The organism is Pseudodonghicola flavimaris (genome assembly GCF_030164425.1).
In the GTDB taxonomy this organism is placed as follows: Bacteria; Pseudomonadota; Alphaproteobacteria; order Rhodobacterales; family Rhodobacteraceae; genus Pseudodonghicola; species Pseudodonghicola flavimaris.
Window position 1 is genome coordinate 435,190 of record NZ_JASNJD010000001.1, and the last position, 15,819, is coordinate 451,008.

The window sequence follows — 15,819 nt, forward strand, 5'->3', positions numbered from 1 at the left end:
CAGCTGTCGTCTGTTAGCGGAAGTTCGACTGAACCGCGTTCAGCGCCTGCTGGTCCAGCATCGGATGCGCCCGCATCTGGGCGTCGCGCACATAGGCGTCGAACAGCTGCTGCGCCAGCGACTGGTCTAGCTGCTGCGAGAAGGCGCGGCGCATCGCGGTCAGGTCGGGGCTTTCCTCGGGCGGCAGCGTGGTGTCGAGATGCACGATCTCGACCTGCTGATCGCCGGGAACGATACGGATTTCGCCGGGTTCCATCCGGAACACCTCGGTCATGAAATCATGCGGCACATCGTCCAGGAATGCGGTGCGGGTCAGCCCCTCTTCCTTGCGGATGTCGAGCCCGGTGGCCTCCAGTCCCTCGTCCTGGCCGATCCCGGCCACCATCGCCTCGGCCTGTTTGACCAGCGCCTCGTTGGTGGCCTGGGCGATCCAGCCGGTCACCACCCGCGGACGGGCCTCCTCGAAGGGCTCGGGACGCGGCGCCAGCAGGGTATCGAGCCGCAGGGCGAAGATGCCGCCATCCTCGAGGAAGGTGGCTTCCGGGAAATCGCCCTCGGTGACCTTCGAGGCGGCCTCGCGGAAGGCGTCATAGGCGGCGACCCCTTCGGCGCTGTCGGCGGTCCAGTCGATCTGTCCCAGGGTCATGTCGGTCTCGTCGGCGAGCTCTTCCAGCGTGGCGCCGCCGGCCAGAAGATCGTTGATGGTCTCTGCCTGGGTCTCGATCAGGCGGCGGGCGCGTTCTGAGGCAAGCTCGTCGCGCAGCTCGTCGCGGGCCTCCTCATAGGGGGTGGTTTGCGCTTCCAGCGTGCCGTTTACCCGGTAGAGCGCCGGGCCGAGGTCGGAGGGCAGGGGGCCGACCACATCGCCCACGGCGGCGGCGAAGACGGCATCGGCGGCAGCGCCCAGATCGTCGGCGGCCAGATCGCCCAGATCGACATCGGACATCGCCAGCCCGCGGTCATCGACCAGCGCCTCGAAGGTGGTGCCGCCGACCTCGATCTGCGCCATCGCCTCCTGCGCGGCCTGTTCGTTGGCAAAGACCAGGCGTTCGACCAGCCGGCGTTCGGGCACGTTGTATTCCGCCGCGCGCTCCTCATAGAGCCGGCGGATCGACGCCTCGTCGACCTCGACCTGATCGAGGATCATCTCCGGTGTCAGCAGCGCATAGGTCAGGCTCTTGGTCTCGGGCAGGGTGAACTGCGCGGGATGGGCATCGTAGAAGGCCTTCAGCGCCGCTTCGTCCGGGGTCTCGACCGGGGCGGTCAGATCTGCGGGCCGCAGGGTGGCGAAGCTGAAGCTGCGCCGGGCGGCGATGTAATGGGTCAGCGTGTCGGTCAGCGTGTCGGGCATGGAAACCCCGTTGATGATGGCGCTCTGTACCAGCGTGCGGGCGGCCTCGCGGCGCAGATCGGCCTCGAACTCCGCCTCTTTCAGGCCAGCCTGATCCAGCTGATAGCGATAGGCCTCGCGATCGAATTTGCCATCGGCGCCCTGAAAGGCGGGAATGGCGATGATTTCCTTCTGCAGGTTCTCATCGCCGATCGACAGCCCCAGATGGTCGACCTCATTGTCGAGGGAGGCAATGGCGATCAGCTGGCCCAGCACCTGCTGATCCAGCCCCATGGCCTGAACCTCGGTCATCGGCAGTGCAGAGCCGCGCTGCGCCTCGATGGCGCGAATCTCGCGTTGCAGCTCCCGCGCATAGGCCTCGGTGCTGATGGTCTGATCCCCCACCGTGGCGACGGTATGGGCGTTGCCGGTCAGATTGGTGGCGCCGAACCCCGCCAGACCTGCGACCAGCAGACCCATCAGGATCCAGACAAAGGATTTCGATAGCTTCTTGATCCGAGCGGCCATGGCGCCCCCTCTTCTGGCAATGCCGTTGCTCCGGCGCCCTCAATACGATGCAGGCCCCTAGGGGGCAAGGTCCGAAGACAGGCTCAGACCGGCAGCGCGGCGAGCCGGTCGATCACCTCTGCGAGACCGGCGCTGTCGGTATTGGCGAAGGCGAGCCGCAGATGCCGCGCACCGGTGGGATCGCCCTGCGGCACGAACATGCTGGCCGGCAGCGTCAGCAGCGAGGCATCGTGCACCAGCCGCTGCGCCAGGCTCTGCGCGTCCTCGGCGAACGGGTGTTCGACATAGGCGAAATAGGCGCCGAGCCCCTTGAGCTTCCAGCCCAGATTGGCGAGCCGCCCGAATCCCTCGGCCAGGGCGTCGCGGCGGGCCAGAATCTCGTCCCGCTCGCCGCGGACCCAGTCGCCCAGCGTCCGGATCCCGGTCAGCGCCGCGAACTGGCCGATCTGGCTGGGGCAGATGGTGACGGTGTCGATGAATTTCTCCACCCCCAGCAGCAGCTCGGGCGCGGTGACCATGGCGCCGACCCGGTGGCCGGTCAGCCGATAGGCCTTGGAGAAGGAATAGAGGTGGATGAAGGTACGGTCCCAGTCGGGATCGGAGAACAGATCGTGCGGCCGCCCCTCGCGGCTGTCGAAATCGCGATAGGTCTCGTCGACGATCAGCTTCAGCCCGCGCGATTTGGCCAGCTCGTAGAAGGCACGTACCAGCCCGCCGGGATATTCGGCGCCGCTGGGGTTGTTGGGGGTGATCAGCACGATGGCGCGGGTACGCGGGGTGATCAGCGCCGCGGCCTGATCGGGATCGGGCAGCATGGCGGCATCGGTCGGCAGCGGTACCGCCCGCACCCCCGACATATCCAGCCACATCTTGTGGTTGAAATACCAGGGCGTCGGCAGGATCACCTCGTCGCCCTCGCCGGTCAGCGCCGCCATTGCCGCGGCGAAGGCCTGGTTGCAGCCGGAGGTGATGGCGACCTGCGCCGCGCCGACGCTGCCGTCATAGCGCGTAGCGATCTCCGCGGCGAGTTCCTCGCGCAGCTCGGGCATGCCCAGCACCGGGCCGTAGAGATGCGCCTGCGGTGTGCTCAGCAGATACTCCGCCATCGCCTGACGCAGGCTTTCGGGCGGCGCCTCGACCGGCGCGGCCTGGCTGAGGTTGATCAGCGGCCGCCCGGCGGGGAAGCTGACCCCTTCGATCCAGCGGCGCGAGGTGACGATGGGGGCGGAAAACGTGGCGTCTGTGCGCGACAGGTGGGGCGGGGATTTCGGCTGCGTCATCGGCTGCGCCTTCCTTTTGTAGACCTTCTGCGGGATCCGGATCGTCGGTGCGACCGCGCCGTCCGGGGCCCGGGACCGCCCGCGCCCCTTCTTCTCTGTTCAAATACTCAAGGTCCGCCGCCCGGTCCGGGACCGGCCCCGGGCAGGCCGGGACCCGCCCGATGGCGTCTCAGTCCATCGCGCGATAGGGTTTGACGTACTGCAGGGCGGTGTCCCAGGGGAAGAAGATCCAGGTGTCCTGGCTCACTTCGGTGATGTAGCTGTCCACCTGTGCCCGGCCTTTGGGCTTGGCGTAGACGGTGGCGACATGCGCCTTGGGCATCAGCTTGCGCACCACTTCCAGCGTGCGGCCGGTATCGACCAGGTCGTCGATGATCAGCACGCCCTCGCCCTCGCCGACGATTTCCATATCGGGCGATTTGATCACCACCGGCTCGCTCTGGGTCTGGTGATCGTAGGATTTGACGCTGATGGTGTCGACGGTGCGAATGTCCAGCTCGCGGGCGATGATCATCGCCGGGGCCATGCCGCCGCGGGTGATCGCCACCACCGCATGCCAGCCGTCCTCCGGCGCTTCGCCCTGCAGCCGCCAGGCCAGCGCCCGCGCATCGCGGTGCAACTGGTCCCAGCTGACAAGAAAGCCTTTTTCATGCGGCAGACGGTCGGTCATGGCGAAAGCTCCTCAGGCGGGCTGTGGCGGTATGCGGTCTCAGCTCTTGGCGATATCGGGGGCGTCGACGGCCTTCATGCCGATGGCATGATAGCCGGCATCGACGTGCAGCACCTCGCCGGTGACGCCAGCGCCCAGGTCGGACAGCAGATACAGCGCCGAGTTGCCGACATCGTCGATGGACACGTTGCGACGCAGCGGCGAGTTGTATTCGTTCCACTTCATGATGTAGCGGAAATCGCCGATGCCAGAGGCGGCCAGCGTCTTGATCGGCCCCGCCGAGATCGCATTGACGCGGATGCCGTCCTTGCCCAGATCCTCGGCCAGATAGCGCACGCTGGCCTCCAGCGCCGCCTTGGCCACGCCCATCACGTTGTAATGCGGCATCACCTTCTCGGCGCCGTAATAGGTCAGCGTCAGCGCGGTGCTGCCTTCGGACATCAGCTTCTCGGCCCGCCGCACCACCGCGGTGAAGGAGTAGACCGAGATATCCATGCTCATCTGGAAATTGGCGCGGCTGGTGTCGACATAGCGGCCACGCAGCTCGTTCTTGTCGGAGAAACCGATGGCGTGGACGATGAAGTCCAGCTTGCCCCATTTCTCCTTCAGCGCCTCGAACAGCGCGTCGATCGAGTCTTCGTCACCGACGTCGCAGGGCAGGACGATTTCGCTGCCCAGTTCTTCGGCCAGAGGCAGCACCCGCTTCTTCAGCGCGTCGCCCATGTAAGAGAAGGCCAGTTCGGCACCGGCGCCCGAAAGCGCCTTGGCGATGCCCCAGGCGATGGATTTGTCATTGGCCAGGCCCATGATCAGGCCACGTTTTCCGGCCAACAGCTGTTGCGACATTGAGATCCTCCGCCTGTCTGAACGGTCTGAAGCTGTCCTTTAGGCGATTGCCATCACCGCTTCAAGTACATGCAGCCCTCTGCGCTGTCCTCAAGTCACGCCCCAGACCGCCGCCGGCGGGAGGGATCGGGCAGGGGCCGGGAATTGCGGCGTCGGACGCCCGCGCGGGCTTGCTTGGGCGCATCTGCCGCTCTAGGGTCCGAATATATACCATGATGGGGATACCATGGGCGACAGAAGTGGAATTTTTGCCGGCGATGACCCGTTTGTCATCGTCCGGAGGTGGCTGGCCGAAGCTGAGGCAAGCGAAGTAAATGATCCGAACGCGATCGCGATTGCGACCGTCGATGCGGACGGGCTGCCGGATGTGCGGATGGTCCTGCTAAAGGAGATCGAGGACAACGCCTTCGTCTTCTACACCAATTACAACAGTGCGAAGGCGCAGGAGCTGGACCAGGCGGGCAAGGCCGCGTTCGTCATGCACTGGAAATCGCTGCGCCGGCAGGTGCGGGTGCGGGGGCTGATCACCCGGGAAGACGGCGAGCAGGCGGACACCTATTATGCGTCGCGGTCGCTGAAGAGCCGTCTGGGCGCCTGGGCGTCGCAACAGAGCCAGCCGCTGGAGAGCCGCCCGGCGCTGATGGCTGAGGTCGCCAAGATCACCGCGCGCTATGGCACCAACCCGCCGCGGCCGCCGTTCTGGGGGGGATACCGTCTGACGCCGGTGCAGATCGAGCTTTGGGCAGATGGCGCGTTCCGACTGCACGATCGGTTCGTCTGGCGCCGCCAAGACACGGAATCCACTTGGGAAATTCAACGTCTGAACCCCTGACATTCACGTCACGTGAAATGCAAGGCCTTGAAATTTAGCGCGGATTTTTGCCCATTTTGATGTTTTCTGCTTGAAACCTCTCTGAGATTCAGCGCAGACAGTCAGGCAAATCCCAACACGCGCAAACACGCAAGAACGCGGAACGAAGAGAAGTGGCGGAAGATCTGAGCAGCATGTCCCAAGTGGAAGGTCAGGTTAAGTGGTTCGATCCGGCCAAAGGCTATGGCTTCGTCGTGTCGGATCAGGGCGGCCCGGATATCCTGTTGCACGTCAACGTGCTGCGGAACTTCGGTCAGAGCTCGGTCGCTGACGGATCCCGGATTGAGGTGATTACCCACCGCACCGATCGCGGTGTGCAGGCAGTCGAGGTGATTTCGATCACACCGCCGCCGCGCAACGAAGGCCCGGTGCTGTCCGATTTCAGCCATCTGGACCCGGAAGAGATCAGCCGGCACCCGCTGGAACCGGCCCGGGTGAAGTGGTTCGACAAGGCGAAGGGGTTTGGCTTCGCCAATGTCTTCGGCAGCGACGACGACATTTTCCTGCATATCGAGGTGCTGCGCCAGTCCGGTCTCGCCGATCTGCAGCCGGGCGAAGCCCTGGCGATGCGGGTGATCGACGGGCGCCGTGGCCGCATGGCCGCGGAGGTGCTGGCCTGGGAGGCCGCCGTCGACGAGACGGAGCGCCGCCCGGCAGCGGACCTGTCCGCCGAAACATGATCCGCCGGATTGCCGCCGCCCTGCTGCTGTTGCTGGCCGCCACGGCGGCGCGGGCAGAGGTCTGCCGGGCCGATCTGGTCGAGCTCAGGGGCGATTGGGGGCAGGCGCGGTTTTCCGTCGAAGTCGCCGATGACGAACAGGAACGCGCCCGCGGGCTGATGTTCCGGGATAGCCTGCCGCGCGGTGCCGGCATGCTCTTCGTCTACGACCATCCTCAGCGCGTCGCCTTCTGGATGAAGAACACGCGGATTCCGCTCGACATGATCTTTCTCGATCGCACCGGGGTGGTGACGCGTGTCCATGTCGGCGCCATTCCCGGCGATCTGACTGCGATCGACGGCGGTGACGGCGTCTTTGCGGTTCTGGAAATCAATGGCGAGCTCGCCCGCCGCTACGGCATCGGGCCGGGCACGGTGATGCGTCACCCGGTTTTTGCAGGCGGGCCCGCCGCCTGGCCCTGTTAGGGCTTTTCAAATCACTGACCGGTCGCTAGACAGGCGCACGGTCCGGGGCGTGGCGCAGTCTGGTAGCGCACCTGTTTTGGGTACAGGGGGTCGTGAGTTCGAATCTCGCCGCCCCGACCATCTTCTTCCCTTCTATTTTTGCACTCCTGCCGCCGGGGCGGCGGTTCCTGTCCGGCAATCTGTGCCCGGGTCCAGGGGAGTGCCCATAAATTGACCCGCCTTGCTGCGCTGCCGAGTCGCCGGCCCGGGCGGGGCGGGGTTTTGCCTTGGGAAATCAGCGCTTCGCAGCGGTGGTTCAGGCCCTGCGCGAAGTGCTGCTCTGCGGCATCCTGTGGAAGAATCGTGACCCGCCTGTGGAGCGCTTGCGGGTCAACCGGGAATCTCGCGGACCGGTGGAAATAAAATCGTTGACCCCCGCCGCAGGCTTGCTCCAGATTGTGTGGGCCAGCCTAAAGCCCACTAAATCTGGTGTACTCCACTAGGGCTCGTGGCGGGAGCGAGCGGCAGAAAAACCAGTGTACAGCGTCTGATTTCGGGACCGGACGCAGGGCCCCTTCACGGCTTTGCGGCAGGCGGATGCTCTGTGCCGAGGCGCCGCCGGAACGAGGGACCCCGTGGGGGGTGAACGGCCCGGAGAACAGGGCGCGAACGGAACGCTTGGAAGGTCAGAGGCAGATGAAGATCGAAAGAAAATTCACCAGAGCCGGGCAGGACGCCTATGCCGAACTGGAGTTCGTGACAGCGACGTCGGAGATCCGCAACCCCGACGGCACCATCGTTTTCCGGCTGGAGGGTATCGAGATCCCCGCCGGCTGGAGCCAGGTGGCGAGCGACGTGATCGCGCAGAAGTATTTCCGCAAGGCCGGGGTGCCGGTCGCCCTGAAGAAGGTGCGCGAAAAGGATGTGCCCGATTTCCTCTGGCGCTCGGTTCCGGCGACGGAAGAGACCGAGACCGCGGGAGAAACCTCCTCGAAGCAGGTGTTTGATCGTTTGGCCGGGGCCTGGGCCTACTGGGGCTGGAAGGGCGGCTATTTCTCCACCGAGGAGGACGCGCGGGCCTATTACGACGAAATGCGCTACATGCTGGCGACGCAGATGGCCGCGCCGAATTCGCCGCAGTGGTTCAACACCGGGCTGCATTGGGCCTATGGCATCGACGGGCCGAGCCAGGGGCACTTCTATGTCGACTACAAGACCGGCAAGCTGACCAAATCGAAATCCGCCTATGAGCACCCCCAGCCGCACGCCTGTTTCATCCAGTCGGTGGCCGACGATCTGGTGACCGAGGGCGGCATCATGGATCTCTGGGTGCGCGAGGCGCGGCTGTTCAAATACGGCTCGGGCACCGGCACCAACTTCAGCCACCTGCGGGCCGAGGGCGAGCGGCTGTCGGGCGGCGGTAAATCCTCCGGTCTGATGGGGTTCCTCAAGATCGGCGACCGCGCTGCCGGCGCCATCAAATCGGGCGGCACCACAAGGCGCGCCGCCAAGATGGTGATTGTCGACGCCGATCACCCCGATATCGAGCAGTTCATCGACTGGAAGGTGATCGAGGAGCAGAAGGTCGCCTCCATCGTCGCCGGCTCCAAGATGCACGAGCAGAAGCTGAACGCGATCTTCGCTGCGATCAAATCCTGGGATGGCAGCGTCGAGGACGCCTGTGATCCTGCCACCAACCCGGGGCTGAAATCGGCGATCCGCGACGCCAAGAAATCCGCGATCCCGGAGACGTATGTGAAGCGGGTGCTGGATTACGCCAAGCAGGGCTATACCAGCATCGAATTCCCCACCTATGACACCGACTGGGATTCCGATGCTTACAGCTCGGTCTCCGGCCAGAACTCCAACAACTCCATCCGCGTCACCGATGCCTTTCTGCAGGCGGTGCGCGAGGATGCCGACTGGGAGTTGATCAACCGGGTCGATGGCAGCGTCGCCAAGACGGTGAAAGCGCGCGATCTGTGGGAGAAGGTCGGCCATGCCGCCTGGGCCTGCGCCGATCCGGGCATCCAGTTCCACGACACCATCAACGCCTGGCACACCTGCCCGGCCGATGGTCCGATCCGCGGCTCGAACCCCTGTTCGGAATATATGTTCCTGGACGATACCGCCTGCAACCTCGCCTCGATGAACCTCCTGACCTTCCTGAAGGACGGCGAGTTCGAGGCCGAGGCCTATATGCATGCCACCCGGCTGTGGACGCTGACGCTGGAGATCAGCGTGATGATGGCGCAATTCCCGTCGAAGGAAATCGCGCAGCTGTCCTATGATTTCCGCACCCTGGGCCTGGGATATGCCAATATCGGCGGCCTGCTGATGAACATGGGGCTGGGCTATGACAGCGACGCGGGCCGTGCGCTCTGTGGCACGCTGACGGCGCTGATGACCGGGGTGGCCTATGCTACCAGCGCCGAGATCGCCAGTGAACTGGGCGCCTTTGACGGATATGCCCGCAACGCTGATCAGATGCTGCGGGTGATCCGCAATCACCGCACTGCCGCCCAGGGCAAGGCGGCGGGGTACGACGGGCTGGCGGTGCCGCCGGTGCCGCTGGATCACGCCAACTGTCCGGATCGCCGGCTGGTCGATCTGGCCATGGCCGCCTGGGACGAGGCGCTGGAGCTGGGCGAACGGCACGGCTTCCGCAACGCCCAGACCAGCGTGATCGCTCCCACCGGCACCATCGGTTTGGTGATGGATTGCGACACCACCGGGATCGAGCCGGACTTCGCGCTGGTGAAGTTCAAGAAGCTCGCCGGTGGCGGATATTTCAAGATCATCAATCGCTCGGTGCCGGCGGCGCTGGAGAACCTCGGCTATTCCTCGGCCGAGATCGAGGAGATCGTCTCCTTCGCGGTGGGCCATGGCAGCATCGGCAATGCGCCGGCGATCAACCACACCACGCTGGCGGGCCATGGCTTCGGCGAAAACGAACTCGCTAAGATCGACGCCGCGCTGGAAAGCGCCTTCGACATCCGCTTCGTCTTCAACCAATGGACGCTAGGAGAGGAATTCTGCACCAATGTGCTGAAGATCGCGCCCGAAAAGCTGACCGATCCCACCTTCGACCTGCTGCGGCACCTGGGATATTCCCGCGCCGACATCGAGGCGGCCAACGATCACGTCTGCGGGACGATGACGCTGGAGGGCGCGCCGCATCTGCGCGAAGAGCATTACCATATCTTCGACTGCGCCAATCCCTGCGGCAAGAAGGGCAAGCGGTTCCTGTCGGTCAACAGCCACATCACCATGATGGCCGCGGCGCAGAGCTTTATCTCCGGCGCCATTTCCAAGACCATCAACATGCCCAACGATGCCACCATCGAGGATTGCCAGAAGGCCTATGAACTCAGCTGGTCGCTGGGGGTGAAGGCCAACGCGCTTTATCGCGACGGCTCCAAGCTCAGCCAACCCTTGGCTGCCGCGCTGGTCGAGGATGACGACGAGGCCGCCGAAGTGCTGGAAACCGGCGCCCCGGCGGAAAAGGCCCAGGTGCTGGCGGAGAAGATCGTCGAGAAGCTGGTGATCAAGGAGGTCGCCCGTGGCCGGCAGAAGATGCCATCGCGCCGCAAGGGCTATACCCAGAAATCCATCGTCGGCGGCCACAAGGTCTATCTTAGGACCGGGGAATACGAAGACGGCTCTCTGGGCGAGATCTTCATCGACATGCACAAGGAAGGCGCTGGCTTCCGGGCGATGATGAACAACTTCGCAATCGCGGTGAGCGTCGGCCTGCAATATGGTGTTCCGCTTGAAGAATTCGTCGATGCCTTCACTTTCACCAAGTTCGAGCCGGCGGGCATGGTGCAGGGCAATGACAGCATCAAGAACGCCACCTCGATCCTCGACTACATCTTCCGCGAACTGGCGGTGAGCTATCTGGACCGCACCGATCTGGCGCATGTGAAACCGGAGGGCACCACCTTTGACGATCTCGGTCATGGCGCCGAAAACGAAGGCGTGTCGAATGTCAGCGAGCTGAGCGAAAGCGCTGCTTCGCGGTCGCTGGAGGTGCTGAAACAGATCAGCTCCACCGGCTATCTGCGCAAGCGTCTGCCGCAGGAACTGATGGTGTTCCAGGGCGGTGGCCTGCCGACCGGTGCCCCGGTGAGGGCCGGAACCGGTTCGACAGAAGCCGCGGTTCTGACCGCGACGACCACCACTGCGGTTGCCAGCGGCACGGTGTCGATGGATGCCCGAACCAAGGCGCGCATGCAGGGCTATGAGGGCGAGGCCTGCGGTGAATGCGGAAATTACACGCTGGTGCGCAACGGCACCTGCATGAAGTGCAACACCTGTGGCGCGACCAGCGGCTGCAGTTGATCCATCGCGTCAGAAATGACGTGTAGGGGATTGGAAAGCCATATGGTTTTGCGTCCCCGACGAAATCGGAGGGCAGGGCGTTCCGTGCTGCTTTCCCCCTCTCTGGGCGGCACCGGGTCTCCGGGTCTTCCCAAGCTGTCGCGGGGCGGGTGCGCTCGCCCCTGACGACCTCAGGCCGCAGGCAGAAAGACTTTGGGCGGTCAACGAGATGAGCCTGAGTGTCGAAACTGGAACGGGGGGCTTCGGCCCCCCGTCTTTTGTTCTGCGCGTCTCCCTTGCATGGCAGATCGGTGGCACTGGTGGCGACCGGTGCGTCGGCGGCGGCAGAGATGATGTTCCGGCGAGCGTGGAGATCAATATCGGCGTGGCCGATGTCCGGTTCTGGCCGGCGGGCTGAAAACCGCCGGCCGGCGATACGCGGCGAAACCGGCGGCTGGCCGCCATCCGGCCCGGTTCCGGGTGGGGAGATATCGCCGAGCGGATTTTCGCGCTGTTGCACGGGCGGAAACCCGCGAGTGTCAGACCCGGAAATCCGCGGCGCTTCGCCGGAAACCGCACTGCGGCGCCGGGGCCGGTGACAGCGCCGCGCCGGGTGTCTTTGTTGAGGGGGTCCGCAACGGGCGGACGGACCTGAAACCAGGAGGATCACAAAATGAAACCCAACACGCTGACCCTGATTGCCGCCGCAGCCGCCATCGCCGCCCCGGGCATGCTCTGGGCGCTGAGCGAGGCCGACACCGATGGCGACGGGCTGGTCGATGTAGCAGAGCTTCAGGCGGTGTTTCCGGATCTGACGGAAACCCAGTTCGAAAAGATGGACCTGAACGCCGATGGCGGGCTCGACGCCGATGAGATCGCCGCCGCCCAGCTGGCGGGCCAGCTGCCCTCGAACGAGAGCTGAGGTTGAGCGGGCCGGGCGCGCCGCGCCGCCACGCGGTGTGCCCGGCATCTGTCTGCCTTTTCCCTCCCGCCCCCTTTGAAAGGAGCCAAGATGCTTTCCCATATCCTGCCCGACCGCAAAGTGACCCTGCTCGTGGCCAGCGCCGCCATCGCCTTGCCTGCGGCGCTGATGGCTGCGACCGAGGCCGACCGCAACGATGACGGCATGCTGAACTTGCTGGAACTGCAGGCGGCACATCCGGAGATCAGCGAGGAAACCTTCAAGAAACTCGACGTCAACGCCGACGGCCTGCTCGATGCTGATGAGATCACCGTCGCCCGCGAAGACGGCCTGCTGCCGCCGGCCCCGAAAACGGGGAGCTGAGCCATGCGGATGACGATGCCCCTGCGAGCCGCAGCGCTGGTCTGCCTGCTGGCGCTGCCCGGGATGGCGGCCGCCGCCGGCCCCGCGGATACCAATGGCGACGGTGTGCTCGACCTGGCGGAGGTTCAGGTGGTGGCGCCGCAAATCACTGCGGAGGTGTTCCTGGAACTCGACGCCAATGCCGATGGCACCCTCGATGCGGAGGAAGTCGCCGCCGCCCGTCGCGCCGGTCTCTTCACTCCGGCGGGGGGATAGACGCCGCCGATCCCGTCTGCTGATCCCACCTGCTGCGCGGGGCCCGCCCGGGCCCTGCCGGTCGTCTCCTCGCGGCGGCCGGTTTCACCCCAGGACGCGCGCGGGCAGGGCAGAGACGGACAAGGTCCGGTCGCCGCTGTGGCGGCCGGGCCGTTTCAGTTGCGGCGGATCGCTTACGCCGGGGCGCAGCAGGAGGCCGCGAAGCGGCAGAGCGTTTCCAGCGCGGCGGCAAAGGCGCTGTCCTCCACCGTCATCGCCACCCGGATATGACCGGCGGCGGCGGCCCCGAAACTCGCCCCCGGCATCACCGCGATCCGGTGTTGTTCCAGCAGCGCCTCGGCAAATTCCAGCCCGGTCATCCCGGTGGCGCGCACATCCAGCATCACATACATCGCCCCCTGCGGCGGCAGCAGCCGCAACACGTTCTGCCGGTTCAGGATCTCCAGCGCCAGCGCCCGGCGGCGACGGAACGGTGCGGCGACCTCCGCCTCCAGCGCATCGCCCTGTTCCAGCGCGAAGAGTGCGGCATCCTGCACGAAGCCCGGCACCCCATAGGTGGTATGGGTGGCCAGGTTGATCAGATGCGCGATCGCCTCCTCCGGCCCGACGATCCAGCCGCAGCGCGACCCGGTCATCGCATGGGATTTCGACATCGACCCGATCACCAGCGTCCGATCGGTCAGCTCCGGCAGCGCGCGGGGCGACAGGTGGCTGCCGTCCCACAGCTGGGTGTCATAGACCTCGTCCGAGAGCAGCCAGAGATCGCGCTCCAGAACCGCCCGGCCGATCCCTTCCAGCGTCTCGCGGTCATAGACGGCGCCGGTGGGGTTGTTGGGGGTGTTGATCAGCAGCGATTTGGCGTCCGCACCGGCGGCGGCCAGGATATCGGCCCCGCGCGGGCGGAATCCGTCCTCGGGGCGGGCCGGCACGGTGACCGGGCGCGCGCCCGCCGCCCGCACGGTGCCGGGGTAGGTGACGTAATAGGGATCGATGAACAGCGCCGCATCGCCGGCATCGCAGGTGGCGCAATGGGCGGAGAACAGCCCGGCCTGACCGCCCGGGGTGATCAGCACGTTGTCGCGCCCGGTGGCCACCCCGGTGCGTTCGGTGATCCGCGCCGCCACCGCATCGCGCAGCGCCGCGACGCCGGGGATCTCGGCATAGCCGGTGTGCCCGCCGCGCGCGCTTCGGTCCATGGCGCCCAGGATGGCGGTATCGGTGCGGATGTCATGCTCCCCGATGGTCAGTTCGATCACCGGCTGGCCGGCGGCGATCATCGCCTTGGCCTTCAGGAAGATCTCCCATCCATTCGACCCGCCGGGGGTCAGGGTCTCGATCCGATGGGACAGCTGCATTGGGGCACCTCTTGAATAGTCAACCTCGGCGCGAAGGGGGCAGAGGCCGGCGGGATTGTCAACAGCTGCCGGTCCGCGACCCTGCGCGACTTCGACCCCGCGCGCCCGCCGGCTTCTTTTTCTGGCCGCAAATATCCCGGGGGAGGCCGCTGGCCGGGGACAGAGCCCCCTGATCGCCTTGCCTCGCCGTCTCCGCCCCTCAGCCACCCTGCCCAGGCCTCCGCGCTTTCCGGCTTCCCCCGGGGGCGCGGCCATGCTAGCAGGGACCCATGAACCGCATCCGCTGCACCATTTGCTGCTGCATTATTCCCTGCTGATCTCTGCAGCGGGCCGGTTTCTGTCGTTTTCATCTCCGAGACAAGTTGCTAAGCCCGCGCCGAGCGCCGCGCCTGTGAGGAGTCCGTCATGACGACGATCAAACTGCACAATACGAAGACCCGTAAGAAAGAGGTCTTCACGCCGATCGATGCCGACAATGTGCGTATGTATGTCTGCGGGCCGACCGTCTACGACCGGGCGCATCTGGGCAATGCGCGGCCCGTCGTGGTCTTCGATGTGCTCTACCGGTTGCTGCGGCAGGTCTACGGGCCCGATCATGTCACCTATGTCCGCAACTTCACCGATGTCGACGACAAGATCATCGCGCGCGCGGAGGAGAGCGGCCGGCCGATCTCGGACATTACCACCGAGACGACGCAATGGTTCCTGGACGACATGGGCGCACTCGGGGCGTTGGAGCCCGACGCCATGCCACGGGCGACGCAATACATCCCGCAGATGATCGCGATGATCGAAGAGCTGATCGCCGGCGGCCACGCCTATGCGGCGGAGGGCCATGTGCTGTTCTCGGTCGACAGCTACAAGACCTATGGCGCGCTCTCCGGCCGCTCGGTCGAGGACATGATCGCCGGCGCCAGGGTCGAGGTCGCACCCTACAAGCGCGACCCGATGGATTTCGTGCTGTGGAAACCGGCGAAGGACGACGAACCCGGCTGGGACAGCCCCTGGGGCCGTGGCCGGCCCGGCTGGCATATCGAATGCTCGGCGATGTCCTATGAGCTGTTGGGCGCCTCCTTCGACATCCATGGCGGCGGCAACGATCTGATGTTCCCGCACCATGAGAACGAGATCGCGCAAAGCTGCTGCGCCCATCCCGAAGGACATTTCGCCAATTACTGGCTGCACAACGAGATGCTGCAGGTCGAGGGCAAGAAGATGTCCAAGTCCCTGGGCAATTTCTTCACCGTCCACGACCTGCTGGCGGGCCATGACGGCGAGCCGCCGGTGCCGGGCGAGGTGATCCGTTTTGTGTTTCTCTCGACCCATTACCGCAAGCCGATGGACTGGACCCGACGCAAAGCCATCGAAGCAAGAAAGGCCGTGAGAGAAATGGCCTCGGCTCTGGGCCAGTATGGAACTGACGCATTGGAAAGCTTGACTGCCAAAGAGCCGTTTCCGGAAGTTGTCGAGGCGCTGGCGGACGATCTCAACACTCACTTGGCGATCACCAAGGTCCGTTCCCTGAAACCGGACACAACGCAATCCCTTGAAAATCAGATCGAATGGCTTGGAGGGCTGTATGCCTCGCAGAAGCTGTTGGGCTTCGATCTAAAGGCACACCAAGCCGCGAAAGATAAGGCGGAGCGCATTGATGCGAACCTCGGGATCATTTCAGAGGTCATGCACAAAGGCAAAGACCCTTTGCTGGCGTCGTGGGAACAAAAGCTTTGGAATTTGCGTGACGATGCAATGCGCACGAAGGATTATTCTAAGGTCGATGCGCTTAAGGCCAATCTTGTTGACGCAGGTCTCGAAGTGCGGATGAGCAAGGCGGGGGTGGAGCTGGTTCCCGGCGCGGGGTTCGATGCCGCCAAGCTGGAGGGGCTGGAATGATGCACGTCCATCAAAGCGTTTCGCCCGGCCGCAGGCCGGGCCGCGCCCGACCCTCCCCGA

At 65.1% G+C, this 15,819-nt stretch carries 13 protein-coding genes and 1 tRNA gene; 9 read left to right on the plus strand and 5 right to left on the minus strand.

Going from position 1 to position 15,819, the window contains the following annotated elements; genetic code table 11:
* Window positions 1–13: 13 nt before the first annotated feature.
* The 4 genes from QO033_RS02070 to fabI form a co-directional block, all read right to left on the minus strand.
* On the minus strand, window positions 14–1,858 hold the full coding sequence (locus QO033_RS02070; RefSeq protein ID WP_284479255.1) for a peptidylprolyl isomerase: 1,845 nt from the start codon (window positions 1,856–1,858) through the stop codon (window positions 14–16).
* Between the two features lie 83 nt (window positions 1,859–1,941).
* Complete coding sequence (locus QO033_RS02075) at window positions 1,942–3,138, minus strand: aminotransferase (protein ID WP_284479256.1); 1,197 nt, start codon at window positions 3,136–3,138, stop codon at window positions 1,942–1,944.
* 169 nt (window positions 3,139–3,307) lie between these two features.
* Window positions 3,308–3,808 (minus strand): xanthine phosphoribosyltransferase, encoded by a 501-nt coding sequence (gene gpt, locus QO033_RS02080; RefSeq protein ID WP_284479257.1) that lies wholly within the window; start codon window positions 3,806–3,808, stop codon window positions 3,308–3,310.
* Between the two features lie 39 nt (window positions 3,809–3,847).
* Window positions 3,848–4,654: an enoyl-ACP reductase FabI gene (gene fabI / locus QO033_RS02085; protein ID WP_284479258.1), complete on the minus strand. Its 807-nt coding sequence runs from the start codon at window positions 4,652–4,654 to the stop codon at window positions 3,848–3,850.
* A gap of 226 nt (window positions 4,655–4,880) precedes the next feature.
* On the opposite strand from fabI, the gene pdxH reads away from it, so the two are divergent.
* From pdxH to QO033_RS02125, 8 genes are all read left to right on the plus strand, one after another.
* Window positions 4,881–5,486, plus strand: a complete 606-nt coding sequence (pdxH, locus tag QO033_RS02090; protein WP_284479259.1) for a pyridoxamine 5'-phosphate oxidase — start codon at window positions 4,881–4,883, stop codon at window positions 5,484–5,486.
* Window positions 5,487–5,638: 152 nt separating this feature from the next.
* On the plus strand, window positions 5,639–6,205 hold the full coding sequence (locus tag QO033_RS02095) for a cold-shock protein (RefSeq protein WP_284479260.1): 567 nt from the start codon (window positions 5,639–5,641) through the stop codon (window positions 6,203–6,205).
* Window positions 6,202–6,669, plus strand: coding sequence for a DUF192 domain-containing protein (locus QO033_RS02100; protein WP_284479261.1), 468 nt, complete (start codon window positions 6,202–6,204; stop codon window positions 6,667–6,669). The genes QO033_RS02095 and QO033_RS02100 overlap by 4 nt, the downstream gene beginning before the upstream one ends.
* Before the next feature lie 43 nt (window positions 6,670–6,712).
* A tRNA-Pro gene (locus tag QO033_RS02105) sits at window positions 6,713–6,789 on the plus strand.
* A 555-nt stretch (window positions 6,790–7,344) separates the two neighbouring features.
* Window positions 7,345–10,992 (plus strand): vitamin B12-dependent ribonucleotide reductase, encoded by a 3,648-nt coding sequence (locus tag QO033_RS02110; protein WP_284479262.1) that lies wholly within the window; start codon window positions 7,345–7,347, stop codon window positions 10,990–10,992.
* A gap of 652 nt (window positions 10,993–11,644) precedes the next feature.
* Complete coding sequence (locus QO033_RS02115; RefSeq protein WP_284479263.1) at window positions 11,645–11,893, plus strand: EF-hand domain-containing protein; 249 nt, start codon at window positions 11,645–11,647, stop codon at window positions 11,891–11,893.
* 90 nt (window positions 11,894–11,983) lie between these two features.
* Window positions 11,984–12,256, plus strand: a complete 273-nt coding sequence (locus QO033_RS02120) for an EF-hand domain-containing protein (RefSeq protein ID WP_284479264.1) — start codon at window positions 11,984–11,986, stop codon at window positions 12,254–12,256.
* Window positions 12,257–12,259: 3 nt separating this feature from the next.
* The gene (locus QO033_RS02125; RefSeq protein ID WP_284479265.1) at window positions 12,260–12,511 is read left to right on the plus strand and encodes an EF-hand domain-containing protein; all 252 of its coding nucleotides are present in this window, start codon (window positions 12,260–12,262) and stop codon (window positions 12,509–12,511) included.
* Between the two features lie 173 nt (window positions 12,512–12,684).
* Here the strand turns inward: QO033_RS02125 and QO033_RS02130 are convergent, their stop codons facing one another.
* Window positions 12,685–13,866, minus strand: a complete 1,182-nt coding sequence (locus QO033_RS02130; RefSeq protein WP_284479266.1) for a pyridoxal phosphate-dependent aminotransferase — start codon at window positions 13,864–13,866, stop codon at window positions 12,685–12,687.
* A gap of 405 nt (window positions 13,867–14,271) precedes the next feature.
* Between QO033_RS02130 and cysS the strand changes: the two genes are divergently transcribed.
* Window positions 14,272–15,759 (plus strand): cysteine--tRNA ligase, encoded by a 1,488-nt coding sequence (gene cysS / locus QO033_RS02135; RefSeq protein WP_284479267.1) that lies wholly within the window; start codon window positions 14,272–14,274, stop codon window positions 15,757–15,759.
* The last annotated feature ends 60 nt before the right edge of the window (window positions 15,760–15,819 follow it).

What these genes read in the sequence shown, in the direction of transcription:
- QO033_RS02100 (WP_284479261.1), top strand. Translation starts at nt 6,202, where the DNA reads ATGATCCGCCGGATTGCCGCCGCCCTGCTGCTGTTGCTGGCCGCCACG.
- QO033_RS02125 (WP_284479265.1), top strand. Translation starts at nt 12,260, where the DNA reads ATGCGGATGACGATGCCCCTGCGAGCCGCAGCGCTGGTCTGCCTGCTG.
- pdxH (WP_284479259.1), top strand. Translation starts at nt 4,881, where the DNA reads ATGGGCGACAGAAGTGGAATTTTTGCCGGCGATGACCCGTTTGTCATC.
- cysS (WP_284479267.1), top strand. Translation starts at nt 14,272, where the DNA reads ATGACGACGATCAAACTGCACAATACGAAGACCCGTAAGAAAGAGGTC.
- QO033_RS02120 (WP_284479264.1), top strand. Translation starts at nt 11,984, where the DNA reads ATGCTTTCCCATATCCTGCCCGACCGCAAAGTGACCCTGCTCGTGGCC.
- gpt (WP_284479257.1), bottom strand. Translation starts at nt 3,808, where the DNA reads ATGACCGACCGTCTGCCGCATGAAAAAGGCTTTCTTGTCAGCTGGGAC.
- QO033_RS02130 (WP_284479266.1), bottom strand. Translation starts at nt 13,866, where the DNA reads ATGCAGCTGTCCCATCGGATCGAGACCCTGACCCCCGGCGGGTCGAAT.
- QO033_RS02070 (WP_284479255.1), bottom strand. Translation starts at nt 1,858, where the DNA reads ATGGCCGCTCGGATCAAGAAGCTATCGAAATCCTTTGTCTGGATCCTG.
- QO033_RS02075 (WP_284479256.1), bottom strand. Translation starts at nt 3,138, where the DNA reads ATGACGCAGCCGAAATCCCCGCCCCACCTGTCGCGCACAGACGCCACG.
- fabI (WP_284479258.1), bottom strand. Translation starts at nt 4,654, where the DNA reads ATGTCGCAACAGCTGTTGGCCGGAAAACGTGGCCTGATCATGGGCCTG.
- QO033_RS02110 (WP_284479262.1), top strand. Translation starts at nt 7,345, where the DNA reads ATGAAGATCGAAAGAAAATTCACCAGAGCCGGGCAGGACGCCTATGCC.
- QO033_RS02115 (WP_284479263.1), top strand. Translation starts at nt 11,645, where the DNA reads ATGAAACCCAACACGCTGACCCTGATTGCCGCCGCAGCCGCCATCGCC.